We start from the raw sequence: 20,002 nt of genomic DNA on the forward strand, positions 1-20,002 counted from the left end.
ATGTCGAGGCGGCGCGGACCGGTGGCGAAATTCGGCTGCGCCCACGTTGGCCGGGGAGGTAACGTGCGGGCATGCGCTACTGACGCCCCTTTCCCGAGCCGGGTCCGCCGCCGTCGTGCCGCGGCCCGAGTGCTCCCGGGCGTCCGCGTCTGTCCACCCGCCGTCGGCGGTGGCGTCCTCCGTGGCCGGTCCCGGGGCAGCAGCCCATCCGTCCCCGACCGCCCTGGAGGCGGTCCTCACGACGCGGTCGACCGACCGTCCGCCGGTCGCCGGCCGAGCGAGGAGGCACAGATGCCCGCCAAGCGCAGCTCCCGGAAGTCCCGTCCCGACCGTAATTCGGCCGAACTCGCCGCCGTCACACCGGCGAACCTGGACGACGTCGCGATCATGCCGGCGCCCAGCCTGCCGGCCGTCCGGCCGACCGCACCGAAGGCCGGTCCGCCGGCCGCCGGCATCTGCGGCGTCGGACGCGGTCAGCGGACCGGCCAGGTCCGCCGCTACGCCTTCCGGCGTAGCTGACGGTCCGCGGGGGCCGGGTGCGGCGTCGGTACCCGCACCCGGCCCCCGCCCTCCCGCGTCGCGCCGGTGCCAGGCGCCACGGTCGGAGGATCAACAGCGTTCAGTGATCGGCGCAGCAGGGCGTCGGGTCGGGCACCTCGAACGGGGTGAGGCCACCCGCGTGGTGCGGCACGGTGACCAGGACCAGCTCGCCGGCCTGCCACTGTGGCCGGACGAAGTCTCCGGTGTGCACCGGCGTCTCCGGGCTGACCGGCGCTGCACCCAAGGCCACCACCCGCTCGATGGCACCGGCGGCGAGCAGTTCGCCGACGGTGAGGACGCCGACCATCCGGTCCGCACCCGGATAGCGCACCGCCCGGCCGGACCGCCGGGCGGCGTGCTCGCCGGCTGCCCGGGCCGCCGCGGACCGCAGCTCCGGCGGGGTGACCGCCAGCTCCGCGAGCCGCTCCGGGGCGGACCCGGCCACACTGAGCGCCACGTGCGGATACGGCCCGGAGACCAGATGGGTGCAGGCGACCACGTCCGGCCCGAGCGTGGCCACCTGGTCGTCGAGCCAGTGATCGGCCTCGCGCAGGGTGCGGTGGCCCAGGCTGAGGCCGACGATCACTGCGGCAGCACCCAGATCGGGTTCGCGTAGAACCACAGGTCCTCCCACGGGTCGGCGGCCCCGGCGACATCCAGCGCGGGGCCGTACGGGTCGACCGCCGCGCCCATCAGACCGGGTTGGCTGCGCTTGCCGTCGGTACCCCGGACCCGCAGGTAGAACGGCTGGTCCACCCGGCCGAAGGAGTAGCTGAACGAGACCCGGCCGGTCTTCCTGGTGACCTCGAAGGACTTCACCACCCGGGTGTCGGGGGCGGTGAAGGTGTCCTGGTCGGCGACCGGGCCGGTCACCCGGCCGGCGATCACGTCGAGCCGGGCGAGTTCCGGCACGAACTGCGACCAGTTCGGGATGTCGGCCAGGTCGACGTCGATGGTCACCTCGACGGAGGTGCCGCGCCTGACCCGCAGCACCCCGCCGAGCGGCGTGCCGGAACCGGGCCGCCGATCACCGGCGACGCGGGCGCGCACATCCAGTCCCTTGATCAGGCCGCCGTGGTCGACCCAGACCCGGCCGGCGCGCAGGCCGTCCATCACCGCCCGGTAGCTGAAGCTGCTCGCCCCGACGTGGGTGCGGCTGTACTGCCCCGGCCAGTAGTCACCGGCGTCGGTGATCAACGGCCCGTAGACCGGGTCGTTGTACCTGCCGTTGAGGTTGAAGTCGCTGCCCGGCCCCCGCTGCGAGGTGTCCAGGTAGTTGACGTGCGAGTCGGAGTTCGCGCTGATCCACCAGGCCCGACCCTCGGCGAGCAGGCTGTCCCAGAGCCCGCCGACCGTCGCGGTCATCCAGTCGTACCCGCCCCAGGTGCGGTAGCTCTCCAGCGGGTAGCCGGGGAAGGAGTTGGCCGACGGGTTGTTGTCGTAGTAGCCGCGGGCCCGGCCGCCGCCGCCTCGCGGCAGACCGGCGGCCTGGTGACCCGGGGCACCCTCCATGCCGATGGCGACGCTCGGGTCGGCGTCGCGCCAGGCCCGGATCTCGTGCGGGGAGTCGATCCCCCGACGGGCCGGGTGGTTGGCCAGGAAGAGCGCGCCCTCCACGCGGCGCTTGCGGACCGCCTCGCCGAGGAACTTGATGCCGGCGATGGCCAGCGCCTCGTTGGCCGGGGTGCTGTCGCCGGCGTTGCGGACGCTGCCGTCGAACGAGTTCTCGAACTCCTTGAGCACCGCCACCTCGTCGCGGCCCGGGTGGACGAAGACCGTGGCGTGCTCGGCCGCCGGGATGTTCCACTCCAGGCCCTGGTAGATCAGCAGGTCCTTGAGCCGGGAACGGGCGGCGACGATGTCCGGGTTGACCTTCTCCACGCCGATCTTCGCGTGCGTCGCGCTGCCGTGGTCGGTGACGACCATCCAGTCCAGGCCGTACGCCCGGGCGTGGCGGGCCTGGTCGATGACCCGGTACATGGCGTCGGAGCTGTACTGGGTGTGGATGTGGTGGTCGCCGGCGAGCCAGCGGAACCCGCCGGTTCTGCCGTGGTCGCCGCCGGGTCCCTGACCGTGGTCGTGGCCGCCGGCCACCGCCGGTGTGCCGGTGGCCAGCACGGTGGTGGCCGCACCGGCACCGAGCAGGCCGGCGTTGCGTAGGAAACCGCGCCGGCTCAGATCGGCCGGTGGCAGCTCGGCGTCCGGGATGGACAGATCGAGTGCGGCGGGTACGTCGGCGCCGGTGGCGGTGTCGTGATCGTGGTGGTGCGCGTGGCCGTGGCCCATCTGCTGCTCCGGTTCGATCGAGGAGTCGTCGCAGGCCAATCTGGTCGGGTCGGGGGAACGCCGCGTGTCACCTTGACGGCGAACATGCGAACATGCGCCTCCGACCATGTGTGGCCCTCGATCGCCCGGCACCGACGCGCCACACCTCCGCGCTGCCGCGCCACGCCGCCACGCCGCGCGGGCGCGGCTCGTCAGCCGATCAGTGGGCGGAAGGTGCCGAGCGCCACGCTGACGGCCAGCGCGGCCCCGGCCGTCGCCGTCGCGCCGACCACGAGCAGCCAGTCGGCCACGCGGAAGTGTTGCCGCCGCGCGAAGGTGCGCGGCACTTCGCTGTCGAAGCCCCGGGCGTCCATCGCCACGGCGAGCCGGGTGCCCCGCCGGATCGCCCCGACCAGCAGGGTGAACGCCGTCGAGACGAACAGCCGCAGGCGGGCCACCGGGCTGCGCCCCGCCTCGACCCCGCGGGCCCGTCGGGCCATGGTGATCATCTGCCACTCCTGGCCGAGCAGGGGCACCAGCCGGAACGCCGCCAACGCGCCGATGGCGAAGCGGGCGGGTGCCTTCGCGTTCTGGACCAGTGCGTCGGCCAGGTCGGTCGGGTCGGTGGTGGCGAAGACGATGACTCCGGGCAGGGCCACCGCGAACAGCCGCAGCACCAGGCCGAGCGCGGTGGTCAGCACGCCCGAGGTCACCACGACCGGCCCCGCGTCGAGCAGTACGCGTCCCGACCGGTCGGCCGCGAAGAGCACCAGCGTGACCAGGATGCCGCCGGCGGCGGCCAGCAGCGGCCAGGCCCGGCGGACCAGTAGTCGGGGGTGCACCCCGAACAGCGGCAGCACCGCCAGTTCCACCGCGATCGCGATGGCCGGCGCGACCGGGTCCAGCGTGGCCATCAGCGGGAACGCGAACAGCATCGCCGCCGCCAGCTTGGCCACCGGATTGCGCCGGGCCAGCGGTGCGTCCGGCCGGGCGACCGGTGCCAGGGTGATCATCGCGGCTCCGGTCCGGCGGTCGGCGGGTCGAGCGCCAGCGTGCGGTCGGCCAGCGCGGCCACGAACTCGGCGTCGTGGGTGACCGTGACCAGGCCATGGCCGGCGTCGCGCAACCCGGCGAGGAGGTCCACCAGTTCGTGCCAGGTGCGTCGGTCCTGGCCGAAGGTGGGTTCGTCACAGATCAGCAGGCGGGGCGCGGTGGCCAGGGCGGTCGCCACGCTCAGCCGTCGGGCCTCGCCTCCGGAGAGGGTGTACGGGTTGGCGGCGGCGAGCCGGCTCAGCCGAAGTCGGCTCAACAGCTCCGTCACCCGGTCGCGTACCGCGGACTCGGACGTCCCGGTCCGCCTCGGCCCCAGAGCCAGTTCGTCGAAGACCGTGTCGGTGACGAACTGGTGCTCAGGGTTCTGGAACACCGAGCCGATCCGGCCGGCAAGCGCGGGTGCCCGCCAGCGGTGTGGCGCGGTGTGCGCGTCGTCGCCGGCCAGCTCCGGGCTCGCCGCCAGCCGCCCGCTGCCCGGCTTGAGCAGCCCACCGAGCAGCAGCGCCAGGGTGGACTTCCCGGCGCCGTTCGGTCCGAGCACGGCGAGCGCCTCGCCGGCGCGTACCGTCAGGTCGGTGGCGGCCAGCCGGGGCGGGTGGCCGAGCCGCTCGGCGGTGAGCAGCACCTCGCCGGCCGGGCCGGCGGCCCGGCGTGGCGGGATCTCCCGACCGGGTACCCAGACCCCTTCGGCGGCGAGTGCGTCGCCGTGGGTGGCGAAGACCGCCTCGGGTGGGCCGTCGGCGCGGACGCCGCCGCCGGGTTCGAGCACCACGACCCGGTCGACCAGGGGCAGCGCCTCCGCCACGCGGTGCTCGACCAGGATCAGCGTGGTGTCGGCGTCCACCGCCCGGGCGAGCGCCGCCCGAATGAGCGCGGCGCCCACCGGGTCGAGGTTGGCGGTGGGCTCGTCGAGCAGCAGCAGGCCGGGACGCAGCGCCAGCACACCGGCCAGGGCGAGGCGCTGCTGTTCGCCACCGGAGAGTGCCGCGGTGGGCCGGTCCCGGTGGTACGGGAAGCCGACCCGGTGCAGCGCCTCGTCCACCCGCGGCCAGATCCGGTCGGCCGCCACCCCCCGGTTCTCCAGCCCGAACGCCACGTCGTCACCGCTGCGGGCCATGACGAGCTGGGACTGCGGGTCCTGGAAGACGATGCCGACCCGGTCCCGTGACTCGGCGGCCGACCGGCCGTCGATCTCGATCCTGCCCTCGTGCTCGCCGGAGTCCTCGGGCAGCAGCCCGGCCAGGGCCGCCAGCAGGGTGCTCTTGCCGGCCCCGGACGGCCCGAGCAGCAGCACCCGCTCGCCGCGCTCCACCCGCAGATCCACCCCGCGTAGCGCCCACGCACGCCGCCCGGCGTGCCGCCACCCGAACCCCCGCAGCCTCACCCCCATCCGTGCCTCTCCTTCCCTTCGTTGATCATGAGGTTGACGGTTGTTCTGGAGATCGAGAGCGCCGTCAACCTCATGATCAACGCGATCATTCGGGGGTGTCAGACGAGGGGGCGGTCGCGGCCGGCGGGGAAGCGGTCGAGGACGCCGGTGCGGGCCAGGGCGCGGGTCAGGGCGTACGCGCCGGCGCCGGCGATCACCGTGGCGCTGACGATGGTGAGCAGTGCGTAGGGGAGGCGGTAGGTGGCGATGTCGCGTCCGGCGTTCCAGTAGACGAAGTCGAAGACGGCGGCGCTCAGACCGGTCAGCGCACCGGCCAGCAGGGCGATCGGCAGCCGGTACGAGCGGTAGCGGAAGGCGGCGAAGGCCAGCTCGGCACCGACACCCTGCATCAGGCCCTGGAGCAAAACGATGCTGCCCCACTGGCTGCCCAGCAGGGCCGAGATGATCGCCGCCAGCAGCTCGCAGTACAGCGCGGCGCCGGGCTTGCGGATGACCAGGCCGCCGAGGACGGCCGGTACCAGCCAGACGCCGTAGATGAGCGTCTGTGCCGGCGGGAAGAAGCTGAAGGCGCCGTCGGTGGCGCTCCACACCACGCCCCAGGCCCAGAAGATGACGCCGAAGGCGACGGCGATGACCGAGGCCACCACGATGTCGATGGTGCGCCAGCGGCTGCTGTCGGTGGTCTTCATGATGATCGCTCCCAGTCCAGTTGCGAACCAGGCAAGACGCACGCCCCGTCCGGCGACGCCGAACGGCGGCGGGCTGGAGGTGGACCGAACTCCCTGCGCTGGCATTACCCAGATCAGGTACGGAGGGTCTGCGGGCGGACCCGCACTCTCAGCGCTGTGCGCTCCCCTGTCGGAGGTGTTGTCTGTCCCGCCGACGCTAACACCACTGAAGATCCACCGGCAATGTGATCTTCGCAGGTCACGACGGGTCTTCGTATCGGGTGGTCGGTGGTGGCGGGGGAGTCCGCGGTCCGGGCAATTCTGTGACATCCATCGACGTCACCCTGCGCCGGACGGTAATCTCAGGCCGCCGATCCGCCACGGGCCGAAGGACGACGGGTGACCACAGACACTGACCGGGCCGTGCCGGCCGGCGAACCGCGCGGCACGTCCTCGGGCGGAGGCGTCGACACCGAGAGCCGCCCGCCCGAACCCGCCGGTGGCGAGCCGCCCCGGCGCTGGCTCGGCGACCGGATCGGCTCCGTGGAGGTCCTGGCGGGGCTGCTGATTCTTTTGATCATCTTCCGGGAGCCGCTCGCCGCGGCCCTGGACGATCCCCGCCTGCAGACCTGGACCACCGTCTTCGTCTCGATCATGGTGCAGGCGGTGCCGTTCCTGGTATTCGGAGTGCTGCTCTCCGCGGTGATCGCGGTCTTCGTACCCCGCTCGTTCTGGGCAAAGGCGTTGCCCCGGCATCCGGCGCTGGCGGTGCCGGCGGCCAGCGCCGCCGGAGTGGTGCTGCCGGGCTGCGAGTGCGGGTCGGTGCCGATCGCCGGGTCACTGATCCGGCGGGGCGTCACGCCCGCCGCCGCGCTGGCGTTCCTGCTGGCCGCCCCGGCGGTCAATCCGATCGTGCTCACCGCCACCGCGGTCGCCTTCCCCAACAATCCCGAGATGGTCGTCGCCCGGGGCGTCGCGAGCCTGATCGTCGCCATGATCATGGGCTGGCTGTGGTTGCGGCTCGGCCGTACCGAGTGGATCAGGATGCCGCGCCGGCCGGAACTGGACGACGCCTCCCGAGGCCGGGCCTTCTGGGCGGCGGTCCGCCACGACGTCACACACGCCGGGGGCTTCCTGGTGCTCGGCGCGATGGCCGCCGCCAGCATCAACGTGCTGGTGCCGGAGCGGTGGTTGCAGACCCTCGCCGACAACGCGTGGCTGTCGATCCTGGCGCTGGCGCTGCTGGCCGTGCTGCTCTCGCTCTGCTCCGAGGCCGACGCCTTCGTCGCAGCCTCGCTGTCGCAGTTCTCCCTCACGTCCCGACTGGTCTTCCTGGTGGTGGGGCCGATGGTCGATCTCAAGCTGATCTCGATGCAGGCCGGCGTGTTCGGCCGCCGGTTCGCCTTCCGGTTCGCGCCGACCACCTTCGCGGTGGCCCTGCTGGTCGCGGTCGGTGCCGGGGCGGTGCTGCTGTGAACCGGCAGGCGCAGGCGGTGGTCCTGCTACTGCTCGGCGGCGCGGTGATCCGGGCCAGCGTCACCGACCTCTACCTGCGCTACGTCAAGGAAGGGCTGCGTCCCTTCCTGATCGCCGCCGGTCTGCTGCTGGTGGCCGCCGCGATCATGACGCTCTGGTACGAACTGCGCCCGGCCGCCCCCCGCGCGCTGGCACCGGCCGGCGGACCAGGCGACGCCGCCGAACGAGGCGACGACAACGGTCCCGGGCACGGCGACGTCAGCGCGGCCGAGCGCGGCGACGGCGGGGTCCTGGTCGGCGGGTCCGGCGCCGGACACGACGAGCACGACGGGCACGGGCACGCCCACCACGAGCCGCGGGTCGGGTGGTTGCTCATCCTGCCCGTGCTCGGCCTGCTGCTGGTCGCCCCGCCGGCCCTCGGGTCGTACGCGGCGGGTCAGGCCGGCACGGCGTTGAGCAGCCAGCAGCAGTCGGACTACCCGCCGCTGCCCGACGGCGACCCGGTGCAGGTCAGCGTCCTGGACTACGCCTCCCGGGCGCTGTTCGACCGGGGTGCCTCGATCGGGGATCGGCGGGTGCAGCTCACCGGCTTCATCGCCAACGGACCGGACGGTCAGCCGATCCTGGCCCGCATGGTGCTGTCCTGCTGCGCCGCCGACGGCCGTCCGGTCAAGCTCGGCTTGACCGGCGACGTACCGGCCGGGCTCCCGGACGACAGCTGGGTGGAGGTGACCGGCCGCTACAGCGACCGGCTCGGCCGGGATCCGGTCAACGACGCCGAGATCCCCTACGTCGAGGTCGAGTCCTGGCGGCAGGTGCCCGTGCCCAAACGCCCGTACGACTAGGTCGAGGGCGTCGACATCCGCGCTAGGCTGCCGGCATGCGCATCGAGGCCCGAGGTCTGCGGTTCGACGTCGCCGTCGGTGGTCCGGAGCAGGGCGAAGCGGTGCTGCTGCTGCACGGGTTCCCGCAGCACTCGGGCGAGTGGGACGGCGTGCTGCCGGCCCTGCACGCGGCGGGTCTGCGCACCTACGCGCTGAACCAGCGGGGCTACTCGCCGCAGGCCCGGCCCACGCACGTCGAGGCGTACCGGCTGGGTGAGCTGGTCGCCGACGCGGCGGCCGTGCTGGACGCCCTCGGCGCGCCCGCCGCGCACCTGGTCGGGCACGACTGGGGTGCGGTGGTCGGCTGGGCGCTGGCCGCCACCCATCCGGACCGGGTGCGGACCCTGACAGCGGTCTCCGTGCCACATCCGGCCGCCATGGCCGAGGCGTTGGCCAGGGATCCACAGCAGAAGGCGCGCTCGGCGTACATGCTGCTGTTCCGGCAGCCGGTGGTGGCCGAGAAGACGCTGCTGGCCCTGAACGCCGGTGGGCTGCGGCGGCTGCTGCGCGGTGTCGGCGACGCCGCCCGGGTGGCCGCGTACGCCGATCCGATGCGCGAGCCCGGCGCGTTGACCGCGGCGCTCAACTGGTACCGGGCGATGTCCCGTGCGGATCTGGCGGCGACCGGCCCGGTTGGTGTGCCCACCACCTTCGTCTGGAGCGACGGCGACATCGCCATCGGACGCACCGCCGCGCAGGCGTGTGCCGCCCACGTCACCGGCGACTACCGGTTCGTCGAGTTGCCCGGGATCAGCCACTGGATTCCGGACGAGGCGCCGACGCCGCTGGCGGAGGCGATCCTCGCCCGGGTCCGGCCGGCGGTTTGAGCGGGCGGAGGGGGAGCATGGCACCCAGTGCCGAGGAGTACCTGGCCACGGTCATCGAGACGATGAACCGGGTGGCGCACGGCCAACGGGAACAGGTGGCCCGGGCGGCGGATCTGATCGCCGAGGCGATCCGGTCCGACGGTGTGGTGCACGCCTTCGGCACCGGTCATTCCGAGGCGCTGGCGATGGAGATCGCCGGGCGGGCCGGCGGGCTGGTACCCACCAACCGGATCGCCCTGCGTGACCTGGTGCTGCACGGCGGTGAGCCGGCCGACGTGCTGGGGCCGAAGCTGGAACGTGATCCGGCCGTGGCCCACCGGCTGTACGACCTGGCCCCGATCGGCGCGTCCGACGTCTTCGTGCTCGCCTCGAACTCGGGGGTGAACGGCGCGATGGTGGAGTTCGCGGCTCTGGTGCGGCGGCGCGGTCACGGGCTGGTGGCGATCACCTCCGCCCGGCACTCGGCCCGGATGGAGTCGCGGCATCCCTCCGGACGCAAGCTCGCCGACTTCGCCGACGTGGTGCTGGACAACGGTGCCCCGTACGGCGACGCCACGCTGCCGCTGCCCGATGGCGGTGCCGTCGGCGCGGTCTCCTCCATCACCGCCGCGCTGCTGGCCCAGCAGATCGTGGTGGAGGTGGTGGCCCGGCTGCTCGCCACGGGCCAGCGTCCACCGGTCTACCTGTCGGCCAACATCGCGGGCGGCGACGCGCACAACGACGCCCTGGAGGCCCGGTACGCCGGCCGGATCCGCCGAGGCTCCTGAGCGGGTTTCGGGTCGTGCCCGGTGGGGCATCAGCGTTGCCGCGTCGGCGAGAGCCGGCGGGAGTCCCCGGAGGTCGGCGGTGTCGAAGGAAACCGAGAGGCAGCGGTGGCAGCGCAACTTCGCCGACCTGCTGCAGGAGTTGCGGGTCGCGCAGACCGGCGTGCAGATCCTCTTCGCCTTTCTGCTGACCCTGCCGTTCAGCGCCGGCTTCGGCGAGACCACCCCGTTCCAACGGGACGTCTACATCGTCGCGTTGCTGGCGGCAGCCGGAGCCACCGCGATGATCATCTCGCCGGTGGCCTTCCACCGGGCGCTGTTCCGGCAGGGACGCAAGCCGGAACTGGTGCGCTTCGCCCACCGGATGGCCAGCGCCGGTCTCGCCTTCATGCTGATCGCGATGGTGAGTTCGGTGCTGCTGATCACCGACTTCGTGCTCGCCCGACCGATCGCCTTCCTGCTCAGCGCGGTCACCGGCCTGTGGTTCCTGACCTTCTGGATGATCCTGCCGTTCGCCCGCCGCAACTGGGGTGAGGACGACATCGACGACGACGAGGACCCCAGCGGCCTGGCCCAGGACTGAGCCGACGGCTACTGCGGATAACCGTCACTACCTTTGGGTAACAAACGCGGGTAGCCTGCTGAACAGGCGGAACAGTCCGACTGTCCGGATCCAGCCCGGGGGGTTTGCCGTGGCCATCGCCGAGAACCGTCCGTCAGCCACCGACAGCCGTAGCGCCGGCCCGTCGCCGGAGGCAGCAAGCCGGGCGTCCGCGCCCGACGCGGTGGGCCAGGTGTCCGAGAAGGAGGCACGTCAGGTCGCCGAGGCGGCCCGGCAGACCACCTGGGACCGGCCCAGCTTCGGCAAGGAGCTCTTCCTGGGCCGGCTGCGGCTCGACCTGATCGATCCCTGGCCGCGACCCGATCCCGAGGAACAGGCCCGTGCCGAGGAGTTTCTCGGCCGGCTCCGCGACTACGTCGCCTCCGAGGTGGACGGTGCGGCGATCGAACGCGACGCACGGATCCCTGACGAGGTCTTCCAGGGTCTGGCCCGGTTGGGCGCCTTCGGGATGAAGATCGGTCGGGAGTACGGCGGGTTGGGACTCAGCAACCTGCACTACTGCCGGGCGTTGATGCTGGCCGGCTCAATCAGCCCGGCCATCGGTGCGCTGTTGTCGGCGCACCAGTCGATCGGCGTACCGCAGCCGTTGAAGATGTTCGGCAGCGAAGAGCAGAAGCGCCGCTTCCTGCCCCGGCTGGCCGCCGGCGAGGTCTCCGCGTTCCTGCTCACCGAGCCGGACGTGGGCTCCGACCCGGCCCGTCTGGCGACCACCGCCGAACCGACGCCCGACGGCACCGGCTACCGGATCAACGGCGTCAAGTTGTGGGCCACCAACGGCACCGTGGCCACCCAGCTCGTGGTGATGGCCCGGGTGCCGAAGGCCGAAGGGCGTCGCGGTGGCATCACCGCCTTCGTGGTCGACGGTGACGCCGAGGGCATCACGGTCGAGCGGCGCAACGCCTTCGTGGGCCTGCGCGGGCTGGAGAACAGCCTCACCCGCTTCCACGACGTCTTCGTACCGAAAGAGAACGTCATCGGCGGCGAGGGCAGGGGGTTGCGCATCGCCCTGAGCACGCTGACCACGGGCCGGCTGTCGCTGCCGGCGATGTGTGTCGGTGCCGGCAAGTGGGCGCTGAACGTGGCCCGGGAGTGGTCGGCGGAGCGGGTCCAGTGGGGCCGGGCGGTGGGCGAACACGAGGCGGTCGCCCAGAAGCTCTCCTTCATCGCCGCGACCACGTACGGCATGGAGACCATGCTCGACCTCTGCTGCCTGCTCGCCGACGACGACCGCAACGACATCCGGATCGAGGCGGCGCTGGTGAAGCTCTACGCTAGCGAGATGGCGTGGCGGATCGCCGACGAACTGGTTCAGATCCGCGGCGGCCGGGGGTACGAGACGGCCGACTCGCTCGCCGCCCGGGGTGAACGTCCCGCCGCGGTCGAGCAGCTGCTCCGCGACCTGCGGATCAACCGGATCTTCGAGGGCTCGACCGAGATCATGCATCTGCTCATCGCCCGCGAGGCGGTGGACGCGCACCTGTCGGTGGCGGGGGACATCATCGACCCCGACGCCGGGCTGGCCCGCAAGGCGAAGGCCGGTGCCCGGGCGGGCGCGTTCTACGCCCGCTGGCTGCCGACCCTCGCCGTCGGCAAGGGGCAACAACCCACGGGGTACGGCGAGTTCGGCCCGCTCGCCGGGCACCTGCGTCACGTGGAGCGCGCCAGCCGGAAGCTGGCCCGGTCCACCTTCTACGCGATGTCCCGTTGGCAGGGCCGGATGGAGCGCAAGCAGGCCTTCCTCGGCCGGGTGGTGGACATCGGCGCGGAGCTGTTCGCGATGAGCGCGGTCTGCGTACGCGCCCACGCCGAGCGCGACACCAGGCCGGAGAATCTCGAACTGGCCGACCTGTTCTGCCGTCAGGCCCGGGTCCGGGTCGAGGCGTTGTTCACCGCCCTGTGGGAGAACACCGACTCGATCGACGTGACGGCCGCCAAGCGGATCCTCGCCGGCCGCTACGCCGCGCTCGAAGACGGCGTCATCACCCCACCCGCCGACCTGCCCTGGGTCGCCCCCTGGACCCCCGGTCCCTCCACCGTCACCCCCGACGCCCGCCGCCGCCCCCCACCCCCACCCCCACCCACCTGACCCCGGCGTAGCAGCCACCGGTCCCCGCCCGCCCGGTCGATCATGAAGTTGTTGCCGCGCCACGCCGATGTCGGCGACAACAACTTCATGATCGAAGGGTTGAGGTGGGGTGGGTCAGGGGTGGTGGGGGTCGCGGAGGCCGAGGCGGCGCAGTTCCAGGGCGGCGAGGGCGTCCACGGTCGCCTCGTCGCCACGACGCCAGGCCTCGGCCACGTCAGGGGCGATCCGGGTGAGCCTGCGCAGTGGCTGGCCGGCCAGGGCCCGCAGGGCCAGCAGGTCCCGGCCGGCGGGCGCGGCGGCCAGCGTCGCCGCCGAACCGGCCCGGCGCATCCAGCGCACCCGCAGCGGCAGCCAACCGAACAACACCAGCCCGAGCGGCACGATCAGCAGTCCGACGGCCAGGGCGAGGGCCAACTGGTCGACCAGTTCCTGCTGGTCGCGTCCCGCCTCGGCAAGTGATCTGGCGGCCCCGGCGGCGCGCTCGAAGGGGGCGGTCAGCTCGTCGCCGACCAACGGCACCCGACCGACCTTGCCGCCGGCCTCGGCGAGGTTGTCGGCCAGTCCGCCGCCCGCACCCTCCAGCTTCTGGCCGGGTACGGCCAGCTTCTGTACCAGGTCGTGCAGCCACAGCGCACCCCGGATCGCCCCGTACACAAAGGCGATGACGAACAGATCGGTGAGCAGCTGTCGTAGCGCGGTGGGAAAACGATCAGCGTAGATCTTCACGCCGGACAGCCTGCCACGCCCCGACCCGTCGGTCATCCCGACCTCGGCGCACCCGCGCACCGCCGATCATGCACATTCGGTCGCCGCTGTGCCCTGCCTCGCGGCCTTCGCCCCGACGAAAAGTGCAAGATCGCGAGGAGGGGGAGGGTGGGGATCAGCGGGCGCAGGCGGGGCAGGTGCCGAAGATCTCCAGGGTGTGGCTGACGTCGGTGAAGCCGTGCTGGGCGGCCACCCGGTCGGCCCAGTTCTCCACGGTCGGGCCGGCCACCTCCACCGTCCGGCCGCAGGACCGGCAGACCAGGTGATGGTGGTGCCCCTCGCTGCAGCGGCGGTACAGGTGCTCACCGCCGGGCGGGCGCATCACGTCGATCTCGCCCGCGTCGGCCAGGCCCTGCAAGGTCCGGTAGACCGTGGTCAGCCCGACCCGCTCGCCACGCTCGCGCAGCATCGCGTGCAGGTCCTGGGCGCTGTGGAAGCCCTCCACCTCGGCGAGCAGCGCGCTCACCGCCGAACGTTGACGGGTGTTGCGTACCGCCGTACCGCTGTCGCTCATGATCCCTCCCCGGCGTGGCTGACCGCGTCTGCCACGATGTGCGCGACGTGCTCGTCGACCAGGGTGTACGCGATCTCCCGCCCCCGCCGGGAGCCTCGGACCACACCCGCCCCACGGAGCACCCTGAGGTGCTGGGAGACCAGCGGCTGCGTCACGCCGAGCTTGTCGACCAGCTCGTGCACGCAACGCTCACCGTCGGCCAGCTCGCTGACGATGGCCAGCCGGATCGGGGCCGAGAGGGCGCGCAGCAGCTCGCTGGCACCCTCGTACGCGTCGTAGCCGGATCCGCTGGTCACCCTGCAACGGTAACCAATACCGGCGCGCGGCTCGTGATCAGGACCCGCCGAGCACCACCTCGTGCGGTTCGGGAGCGGGCGCGGGCTGCGGTCGGGCCCGACGGACCCGACGCCAGGCGGCGGCCAGCAGGGTGACCACGACGAAGGAGGCGATCGCGAGCACGACCACCGAGGCGCCGGGCGCGGTGTCGGCGAGCGCCGCCATCCAGATGCCCGCCCCCGCGGCGAACAGGCCCAGCGCCATCGCCGCGGCCATCGTGCTGCGGAACCCCCGGGTGACCTGCTGCGCGGTGGCCACCGGGACGACCATCAGCGCGCTGATCAGCAGTACGCCGACGGCGCGCATGGCGATCGTCACCGTGATCGCGGTGGTGATCGCGAGCAGCAGGTTGAGCGCGCGTACCGGCAGGCCGGAGACCCGGGCGTACTCCTCGTCGTGGCAGACCGCGAAGAGCGCGGGCCGCAACGCGATCATCGTGACCAGCACGGCGACGCCGAGCACGGCGATGGTGACCAGGTCGTCGCGGGAGGTCGTGGTGAGCGCCCCGAACAGGTACGCGTTGAGGTTGGCGCTGGTGCTGTCGGAGAGCCCGACCAGCACCACCCCACCGGCGATGCCGCCGTAGAAGAGCAGCGCGAGGGCCAGGTCACCGGAGGTGCGGCCGCGCTCGCGGATCAACTCGATGGTGATCGCGCCGATGGTGGCCGCGATCACCGCCATTATCACGGGGGAGGTCTGGAAGAGCAGGCCGGCACCGACCCCGGTCAGCGCCACGTGCCCGATGCCGTCGCCGATCAGCGCCAGCCGCCGTTGCACCAGGTAGATGCCGAGCGCCGGAGCGGCCAGACCGATGATCAACGCGCCGATCAGGGCGCGCAGCATGAACTCGTACTGGAAGAGACTCATCGTGCGCTCCACAGCCCGGCGGGCTCCTCGGGACCGTGCGGATGCACGTGGTCGTGGTCGGGCGCCGCGTGGTGCCCGGCCGGCTCCGGCACGGCGCCGTCGTGGGCCACGACCCCCTGGTGTACGACGATCGCCCGGCTGATCAGTGGTCGCAGCGGACCCAGCTCGTGGGCGACGAGCAGCACGGTGCCCCCGCCTGAGGCGAAGTCCCGCAACGCCCCGGCGAAGGCCTCCTGGCTGGCCGCGTCCACGCCGGCGGTCGGCTCGTCGAGGACCAGCAGTTCGGGGCGGCCGGCCAGGGCCCGGGCGATCAGCGTGCGCTGCTGCTGCCCACCGGAAAGGGTGGCGACCGGGTCCTTCGCCCGGTCGGCCAGGCCGACGGCGTGCAACGCCTCGACGACGGCCTCCCGGTCGGCACGCCCGGGCGGTCGCAGGATCCCCCGGCGGGCCAGCCGCCCGGCGGCGACCACCTCGGCGACGGTGGCCGGTACGCCGCTGCCGGCGCCGAGGCGCTGGGGGACGTACCCGATGCGGTGCCACTGCCGGAACCGGCGTGCCGGCCGACCGAAGAGGGTCACCGCACCGGCGCTGAGCGGGACCAGCCCGAGGATGGCGCGGATCAGGGTGGACTTGCCGGAGCCGTTGGCGCCGAGGAGCGCGACCACCTCACCGGCGGTCACGGTCAGTGAGACGTCACGAAGCACGGGGCGGCCGTCGTAGCCGACCACCCCGTGCGTGACGGTGATTACGTCAGGTGTCACGAGCAGCTCAACGCCGTCCTCAGGGTCTGCAGGTTGGTACGCATCACCGAAAGGTAGTCCGCGCCGTTCTCGGCCGACAGGCCCTCGATCGGATCGAGCACCGCGGTCTGGGCGCCGACCTCCCGGGCGATGGTCTCGGCCACCTTCGGGCTGACCAGCGTCTCGAAGAAGATCGTGGTGGCCTGGTGCTCCCGGGCCTCCTCGGTGACCGCCGCGAGTCGCTGCGGGGACGGCTCGTCCTCCGGGCTGAGCCCGCTGATGCCGATCTGCTCCAGCTGGTACTTCTGCGCCAGGTAGCCGAACGCGGTGTGGCTGACCACGATCTCCCGGCGCTGGCAGGTCTTCAACCCTTCGGCGAACTCGGTGTCGAGCTGCTCCAGTTCGGTACGCAGGGCGGCGGCCCGCTGGGTGTAGTCACCGGCCCGGTCCGGGTCGACCGTGCCGAGCCGCTCGGCGAGCTTGTCGCCGATGGTGGCCAGCCGGGTCGGGTCGAGCCAGACGTGCGGGTCCTTGGCACCGTCGGTCGCCTCGTCGGCGTGCTTCTCCTCCTCGGCGTGTTCCTCGTCCTCGTGGCCGTGCTCGTCCTCCTCGCCCTCGTGGCCGTGGTCGTGGCCACCGGCGGTGGCGTCCAGCAGCGGTTCCACGGTCGCCACGTCGAAGGCGCGGTCACCGGCGTTCTGCTCGACCGCCTCGTCCACGGCCGGCTGGAAGCCGTGCAGGAAGATGACCAGCTCCGCCTCGCTGACCTGGCCGACCTGACCCGGGTTCAGCTCCAGGTCGTGTGGCTCGGCGCCGGGACGGGCCAGATTCGTCACGGCCACGGCGTCGCCGCCGATCCGCTCGGCGAGGAACTGCAACGGGTAGAAGCCGGCCACCACGTCGACCCGTTCGGGGTCGGCGCCGGCCGGGCTGCCGTCGTTCGAACAGGCGGTGACACCGGTCAGGGCGAGCAGGGCGGCCGTGGCGGTGGCCAGGGCGCGCGGGGCGGTGCGGAGGTTCATGTCTTCGACTGTCCGCGACAACGACAATGATTGTCAAAAACGCATGATTGCATGTTCAGAGCAGCTTCACCAGGCCGGCGGTGACCAGCAGGGTCAGGGCGATCAGCCGAATGACCCGGGTCTGTGGCGTCTGCACCGACCAGGTCGTCACCAGCAGGGCCGCCAGCGCCCCGGCCAGCAGCAGCGTCAACAGCGCGCCGACCAGGCCCGGCGTGAAGAACGCCACCAGAACGAGGAGGAGGGTGACCAGGAACACCGTCGTCGGGTTGGTCCGGGCCAGCCGGCCGGTGATCCCGCGCTGCGTACGCTGCATCCCACAGACTCTACGAGGAGGAGAAGCCAGTGCTGGTGACCAACCGGTTCGTGGTCGACGAGGACGTCGCGGAGGCGTTCACGGCCCGGGCCCACGCGGCCCTCGCGGCGCTCGCCGCCCGGCCCGGCTACCAGCGGGGACAGCTGGTCCGGGCGCTGGACGACCCCCGACACTGGTGCCTGGTCACCGAATGGGAGTCGGTGGGCAGCTACCGCCGTGCCCTCGGCGGCTTCGACGTGAAGATCACGGCGGTGCCGCTGCTCGCCGAGAGCCTCGACGAGCCGTCCGCGTACGAGGCGCTGGCGACCGCCGCGCCGGGCGGGGACGTGGTAACCGTCGCCAGCGACCGGGCTGCGGGTCCTTACCGCTGAGTCGCCGGGCACTACGCTGGCTCCTATGACCGCTCCCGGACCGGCAGCCCCACCACCGCACCCCTCGCTGCCCGGCCAGCAGGGACCCCAGGTCCCGGGTGAAGGCGGCGCGTCGCCCAGTCCCGGCCCGCCGTCCACCGACGGCACCGGCGCGACGGCCGCCTTCGACTCCGCCGGGTCACCGCCCACCGGCCCGACCTCGCCCGGCACCGCCGCTCCGCCACCCGACCCGACGTCGGCCGGCCCGGTGCCGCCCGGTGCCACGTCGCCCGGCTCGTCGCCGCCCGGGCAGCTGCCGCCTGGCTCGTCGCCCGGGCAGCTGCCGCCTGGCTCGTCGCCCGGGCAGCTGCCGCCCGGTCCGCCGTCCGGTGCCGAGCACGGCGTACCGGTGCCGCCGGCCGGACCCGGGGTGGCGCCGCCCTTCGCGGCGCCGCCGACCGAGGGCGGCCGGTCACGCCTCTGGCTCGGACTCGGTGCCGGGGCGCTGGCTATCCTGCTCTGCTGCGGCGGTGGCGGCACCGCGGTGGTCGGCCTGCTGATCAGCGGAGTACAGGCGATCGAGGAGCAGGGCCGCACGGTATCCGGCGACTACTACCGGGCCCTGGCCGACGGCGACTACGGCCGGGCATACGACCAGCTCTGCGAGGACGCCCGGCGGCGCGAGTCCCGGCAGGAGTTCGAGCGCCGGGCCGCCGCCGAGCCGCAGATCTCCTCCTACCGCGTCGGTGAGGTGGACACCACCACGCTCACCGTGCCGGTGGAGGTGACCTACAGCGGTGGCGGCCAGGAGCGCCAGCAGGTGGTGCTCGCACAGGACCCGCAGACCGGCGGCATGGAGGTCTGCGGAGTCAACTGACCGGCCGCAGGTAATGTCCTGGGTTCGGGACCGCACCGGTCGTACCGTGGTCCCGAACCGTCCCCGCCGACCGTCACGTCCCCGCCGACCGCCAGTCGGCGTAGGAGGAAAAATGCCAGCCGACCGTATCGACGCCGTCGTCAGCCTCGCCAAGCGCCGAGGCTTCGTCTTCCCCTCCAGCGAGATCTACGGGGGCACCCGGTCGGCGTGGGACTACGGCCCGCTCGGCGTGGAACTCAAGGAGAACGTCCGCCGACAGTGGTGGAAGACCATGGTCCAGCAGCGCGACGACGTGGTGGGCCTGGACTCCGCGGTGATCCTCGCCCGGGACGTCTGGGCCGCCTCCGGGCACCTGGAGGCCTTCGTCGACCCGCTGACCGAGTGCCAGTCCTGCCACAAGCGGTTCCGCGCCGACCATCTCGAGGAGGCGTACGAGGCCAAGCACGGCCGCCCGCCGACCTCGCTGGCCGAGCTGAACTGCCCCAACTGCGGCAACAAGGGCACCTTCACCGAGCCGCGGATGTTCAACGGCCTGATGAAGACCTACCTCGGCCCGGTCGAGAGCGACGAGGGTCTGCACTACCTGCGGCCGGAAACCGCCCAGGGCATCTTCGTGAACTACCGCAACGTGGAGACGGTCGCCCGCAAGAAGCCGCCGTTCGGCATCGCGCAGACGGGCAAGTCGTTCCGCAACGAGATCACCCCGGGCAACTTCATCTTCCGTACGCGCGAGTTCGAGCAGATGGAGATGGAGTTCTTCGTCGAGCCGGGCACCGACGAGCAGTGGCACGAATACTGGCTCGCCGAGCGGTGGAACTGGTACGTCGACCTCGGCCTGTCCGAGTCCAACCTGCGCATGTACGAGCACCCGAAGGAGAAGCTCTCCCACTACTCGAAGCGCACCGTCGACATCGAGTACCGGTTCCAGTTCGGCGGCACCGAGTTCGCCGAGCTGGAGGGTGTCGCCAACCGCACCGACTTCGACCTGTCCACGCACAGCAAGCACTCCGGTGTCGACCTGTCGTACTTCGACCAGACCAAGGGCGAGCGGTGGATCCCGTACGTGATCGAGCCGGCCGCCGGCCTCACCCGTGCGGTGCTGGCCTTCCTGCTGGAGGCGTACGACGAGGACGAGGCGCCGAACACCAAGGGCGGGGTCGACAAGCGCACCGTGATGCGCTTCGACCCGCGGCTGGCCCCGGTCAAGGTCGCGGTGCTGCCGCTGTCACGTAACGAGGCGCTCTCACCCAAGGCGAAGGACCTCGCCGCCCGGCTGCGCAAGCGCTGGGTGGTCGAGTTCGACGACTCCCAGGCGATCGGCCGTCGCTACCGCCGGCAGGACGAGATCGGCACCCCGTTCTGCGTCACCGTCGACTTCGACACCCTGGACGACAACGCGGTCACCGTACGGAACCGCGACACGATGACCCAGGAGCGCATCCCCCTCGACCAGGTCGAGCGCTACCTGATCGACCACCTCCCCGGCTGCTGAGGTGTAAGGAAGGGCCCCTTCTTAACGCCTGGCGTAGAGGAGGGGCCCCTTATTAGGGCGTGTTTTGAAATCCGGGTGGGGTGTGTTGGTGCCCGGGATGTGGCGAGGTCTCCGGTAGATGGTTCATCGACGAAGAAGAACCTGATACCGG

General features: G+C 72.3%; 22 protein-coding genes and 1 riboswitch. Of the genes, 10 read left to right on the forward strand and 12 right to left on the reverse strand.

The window, feature by feature from the left end:
• Window positions 1–291 precede the first annotated feature (291 nt).
• Window positions 292–519 (forward strand): hypothetical protein, encoded by a 228-nt coding sequence (locus SM447_RS26535; protein WP_474575596.1) that lies wholly within the window; start codon window positions 292–294, stop codon window positions 517–519.
• 100 nt (window positions 520–619) lie between these two features.
• Here SM447_RS26535 and SM447_RS26540 read toward each other — a convergent pair whose 3' ends face one another.
• From SM447_RS26540 to SM447_RS26560, 5 genes are all read right to left on the reverse strand, one after another.
• Complete coding sequence (locus SM447_RS26540; RefSeq protein ID WP_474575597.1) at window positions 620–1,162, reverse strand: hypothetical protein; 543 nt, start codon at window positions 1,160–1,162, stop codon at window positions 620–622.
• Window positions 1,123–2,826 (reverse strand): PHP domain-containing protein, encoded by a 1,704-nt coding sequence (locus SM447_RS26545; protein WP_474575598.1) that lies wholly within the window; start codon window positions 2,824–2,826, stop codon window positions 1,123–1,125. Before SM447_RS26545 ends, SM447_RS26540 begins: the two co-directional genes overlap by 40 nt.
• A 191-nt stretch (window positions 2,827–3,017) precedes the next feature.
• The gene (locus tag SM447_RS26550; RefSeq protein WP_474575599.1) at window positions 3,018–3,818 is read right to left on the reverse strand and encodes an energy-coupling factor transporter transmembrane component T family protein; all 801 of its coding nucleotides are present in this window, start codon (window positions 3,816–3,818) and stop codon (window positions 3,018–3,020) included.
• Complete coding sequence (locus SM447_RS26555) at window positions 3,815–5,248, reverse strand: ABC transporter ATP-binding protein (RefSeq protein ID WP_474575600.1); 1,434 nt, start codon at window positions 5,246–5,248, stop codon at window positions 3,815–3,817. Before SM447_RS26555 ends, SM447_RS26550 begins: the two co-directional genes overlap by 4 nt.
• A 98-nt stretch (window positions 5,249–5,346) precedes the next feature.
• Window positions 5,347–5,937: an ECF transporter S component gene (locus SM447_RS26560; RefSeq protein WP_474575601.1), complete on the reverse strand. Its 591-nt coding sequence runs from the start codon at window positions 5,935–5,937 to the stop codon at window positions 5,347–5,349.
• A gap of 72 nt (window positions 5,938–6,009) precedes the next feature.
• Window positions 6,010–6,115, reverse strand: a riboswitch (TPP riboswitch).
• 200 nt (window positions 6,116–6,315) lie between these two features.
• Here SM447_RS26560 and SM447_RS26565 point away from each other — a divergent pair.
• The 6 genes from SM447_RS26565 to SM447_RS26590 all read left to right on the forward strand — a co-directional run bounded on the left by SM447_RS26565 (window position 6,316) and on the right by SM447_RS26590 (window position 12,575).
• Entirely contained in the window at window positions 6,316–7,392 is a 1,077-nt protein-coding gene (locus SM447_RS26565; protein ID WP_474575602.1) for a permease, read from the forward strand.
• Window positions 7,389–8,237 (forward strand): TIGR03943 family putative permease subunit, encoded by an 849-nt coding sequence (locus tag SM447_RS26570; protein ID WP_474575603.1) that lies wholly within the window; start codon window positions 7,389–7,391, stop codon window positions 8,235–8,237. The genes SM447_RS26565 and SM447_RS26570 overlap by 4 nt, the downstream gene beginning before the upstream one ends.
• Window positions 8,238–8,272: 35 nt before the next feature.
• A complete protein-coding gene (locus SM447_RS26575; protein ID WP_474575604.1) occupies window positions 8,273–9,103 on the forward strand; it encodes an alpha/beta fold hydrolase in 831 nt (276 codons plus the stop codon).
• Between the two features lie 17 nt (window positions 9,104–9,120).
• Complete coding sequence (locus SM447_RS26580; protein WP_474575605.1) at window positions 9,121–9,870, forward strand: sugar isomerase domain-containing protein; 750 nt, start codon at window positions 9,121–9,123, stop codon at window positions 9,868–9,870.
• A 79-nt stretch (window positions 9,871–9,949) separates the two neighbouring features.
• On the forward strand, window positions 9,950–10,450 hold the full coding sequence (locus SM447_RS26585; RefSeq protein WP_474575606.1) for a DUF6328 family protein: 501 nt from the start codon (window positions 9,950–9,952) through the stop codon (window positions 10,448–10,450).
• Window positions 10,451–10,565: 115 nt separating this feature from the next.
• Complete coding sequence (locus SM447_RS26590; protein WP_474575623.1) at window positions 10,566–12,575, forward strand: acyl-CoA dehydrogenase family protein; 2,010 nt, start codon at window positions 10,566–10,568, stop codon at window positions 12,573–12,575.
• A 114-nt stretch (window positions 12,576–12,689) separates the two neighbouring features.
• Here the strand turns inward: SM447_RS26590 and SM447_RS26595 are convergent, their stop codons facing one another.
• From SM447_RS26595 to SM447_RS26625, 7 genes are all read right to left on the reverse strand, one after another.
• The gene (locus SM447_RS26595; protein ID WP_474575607.1) at window positions 12,690–13,301 is read right to left on the reverse strand and encodes a hypothetical protein; all 612 of its coding nucleotides are present in this window, start codon (window positions 13,299–13,301) and stop codon (window positions 12,690–12,692) included.
• Between the two features lie 154 nt (window positions 13,302–13,455).
• Entirely contained in the window at window positions 13,456–13,854 is a 399-nt protein-coding gene (locus SM447_RS26600) for a Fur family transcriptional regulator (RefSeq protein WP_474575608.1), read from the reverse strand.
• Window positions 13,851–14,150, reverse strand: a complete 300-nt coding sequence (locus SM447_RS26605; protein WP_474575609.1) for an ArsR/SmtB family transcription factor — start codon at window positions 14,148–14,150, stop codon at window positions 13,851–13,853. Before SM447_RS26605 ends, SM447_RS26600 begins: the two co-directional genes overlap by 4 nt.
• Window positions 14,151–14,187: 37 nt before the next feature.
• Window positions 14,188–15,057 (reverse strand): metal ABC transporter permease, encoded by an 870-nt coding sequence (locus SM447_RS26610; RefSeq protein WP_474575610.1) that lies wholly within the window; start codon window positions 15,055–15,057, stop codon window positions 14,188–14,190.
• Complete coding sequence (locus SM447_RS26615; protein WP_474575611.1) at window positions 15,054–15,818, reverse strand: metal ABC transporter ATP-binding protein; 765 nt, start codon at window positions 15,816–15,818, stop codon at window positions 15,054–15,056. The genes SM447_RS26610 and SM447_RS26615 overlap by 4 nt, the downstream gene beginning before the upstream one ends.
• A complete protein-coding gene (locus tag SM447_RS26620; RefSeq protein ID WP_474575612.1) occupies window positions 15,815–16,819 on the reverse strand; it encodes a metal ABC transporter substrate-binding protein in 1,005 nt (334 codons plus the stop codon). The genes SM447_RS26615 and SM447_RS26620 overlap by 4 nt, the downstream gene beginning before the upstream one ends.
• Before the next feature lie 55 nt (window positions 16,820–16,874).
• Entirely contained in the window at window positions 16,875–17,132 is a 258-nt protein-coding gene (locus tag SM447_RS26625; RefSeq protein WP_474575613.1) for a hypothetical protein, read from the reverse strand.
• Window positions 17,133–17,161: 29 nt separating this feature from the next.
• Here SM447_RS26625 and SM447_RS26630 point away from each other — a divergent pair, with 29 nt between their 5' ends.
• The 3 genes from SM447_RS26630 (at window position 17,162) to SM447_RS26640 (ending at window position 19,851) form a co-directional block, all read left to right on the forward strand.
• Window positions 17,162–17,503, forward strand: coding sequence for an antibiotic biosynthesis monooxygenase family protein (locus tag SM447_RS26630; RefSeq protein WP_474575614.1), 342 nt, complete (start codon window positions 17,162–17,164; stop codon window positions 17,501–17,503).
• Between the two features lie 346 nt (window positions 17,504–17,849).
• A complete protein-coding gene (locus tag SM447_RS26635) occupies window positions 17,850–18,359 on the forward strand; it encodes an Rv0361 family membrane protein (protein ID WP_474575624.1) in 510 nt (169 codons plus the stop codon).
• 112 nt (window positions 18,360–18,471) lie between these two features.
• The gene (locus SM447_RS26640; protein WP_474575615.1) at window positions 18,472–19,851 is read left to right on the forward strand and encodes a glycine--tRNA ligase; all 1,380 of its coding nucleotides are present in this window, start codon (window positions 18,472–18,474) and stop codon (window positions 19,849–19,851) included.
• Window positions 19,852–20,002 lie beyond the last annotated feature (151 nt).

It is taken from the genome of Micromonospora aridisoli, assembly GCF_056150025.1.

Excerpts from the sequence above, each read along its gene's own strand:
- SM447_RS26535 (WP_474575596.1), top strand. The coding sequence starts at position 292 with ATGCCCGCCAAGCGCAGCTCCCGGAAGTCCCGTCCCGACCGTAATTCG.
- SM447_RS26545 (WP_474575598.1), bottom strand. The coding sequence starts at position 2,826 with ATGGGCCACGGCCACGCGCACCACCACGATCACGACACCGCCACCGGC.
- SM447_RS26550 (WP_474575599.1), bottom strand. The coding sequence starts at position 3,818 with ATGATCACCCTGGCACCGGTCGCCCGGCCGGACGCACCGCTGGCCCGG.
- SM447_RS26555 (WP_474575600.1), bottom strand. The coding sequence starts at position 5,248 with ATGGGGGTGAGGCTGCGGGGGTTCGGGTGGCGGCACGCCGGGCGGCGT.
- SM447_RS26560 (WP_474575601.1), bottom strand. The coding sequence starts at position 5,937 with ATGAAGACCACCGACAGCAGCCGCTGGCGCACCATCGACATCGTGGTG.
- SM447_RS26575 (WP_474575604.1), top strand. The coding sequence starts at position 8,273 with ATGCGCATCGAGGCCCGAGGTCTGCGGTTCGACGTCGCCGTCGGTGGT.
- SM447_RS26580 (WP_474575605.1), top strand. The coding sequence starts at position 9,121 with ATGGCACCCAGTGCCGAGGAGTACCTGGCCACGGTCATCGAGACGATG.
- SM447_RS26600 (WP_474575608.1), bottom strand. The coding sequence starts at position 13,854 with ATGAGCGACAGCGGTACGGCGGTACGCAACACCCGTCAACGTTCGGCG.
- SM447_RS26610 (WP_474575610.1), bottom strand. The coding sequence starts at position 15,057 with ATGAGTCTCTTCCAGTACGAGTTCATGCTGCGCGCCCTGATCGGCGCG.
- SM447_RS26620 (WP_474575612.1), bottom strand. The coding sequence starts at position 16,819 with ATGAACCTCCGCACCGCCCCGCGCGCCCTGGCCACCGCCACGGCCGCC.
- SM447_RS26625 (WP_474575613.1), bottom strand. The coding sequence starts at position 17,132 with ATGCAGCGTACGCAGCGCGGGATCACCGGCCGGCTGGCCCGGACCAAC.
- SM447_RS26640 (WP_474575615.1), top strand. The coding sequence starts at position 18,472 with ATGCCAGCCGACCGTATCGACGCCGTCGTCAGCCTCGCCAAGCGCCGA.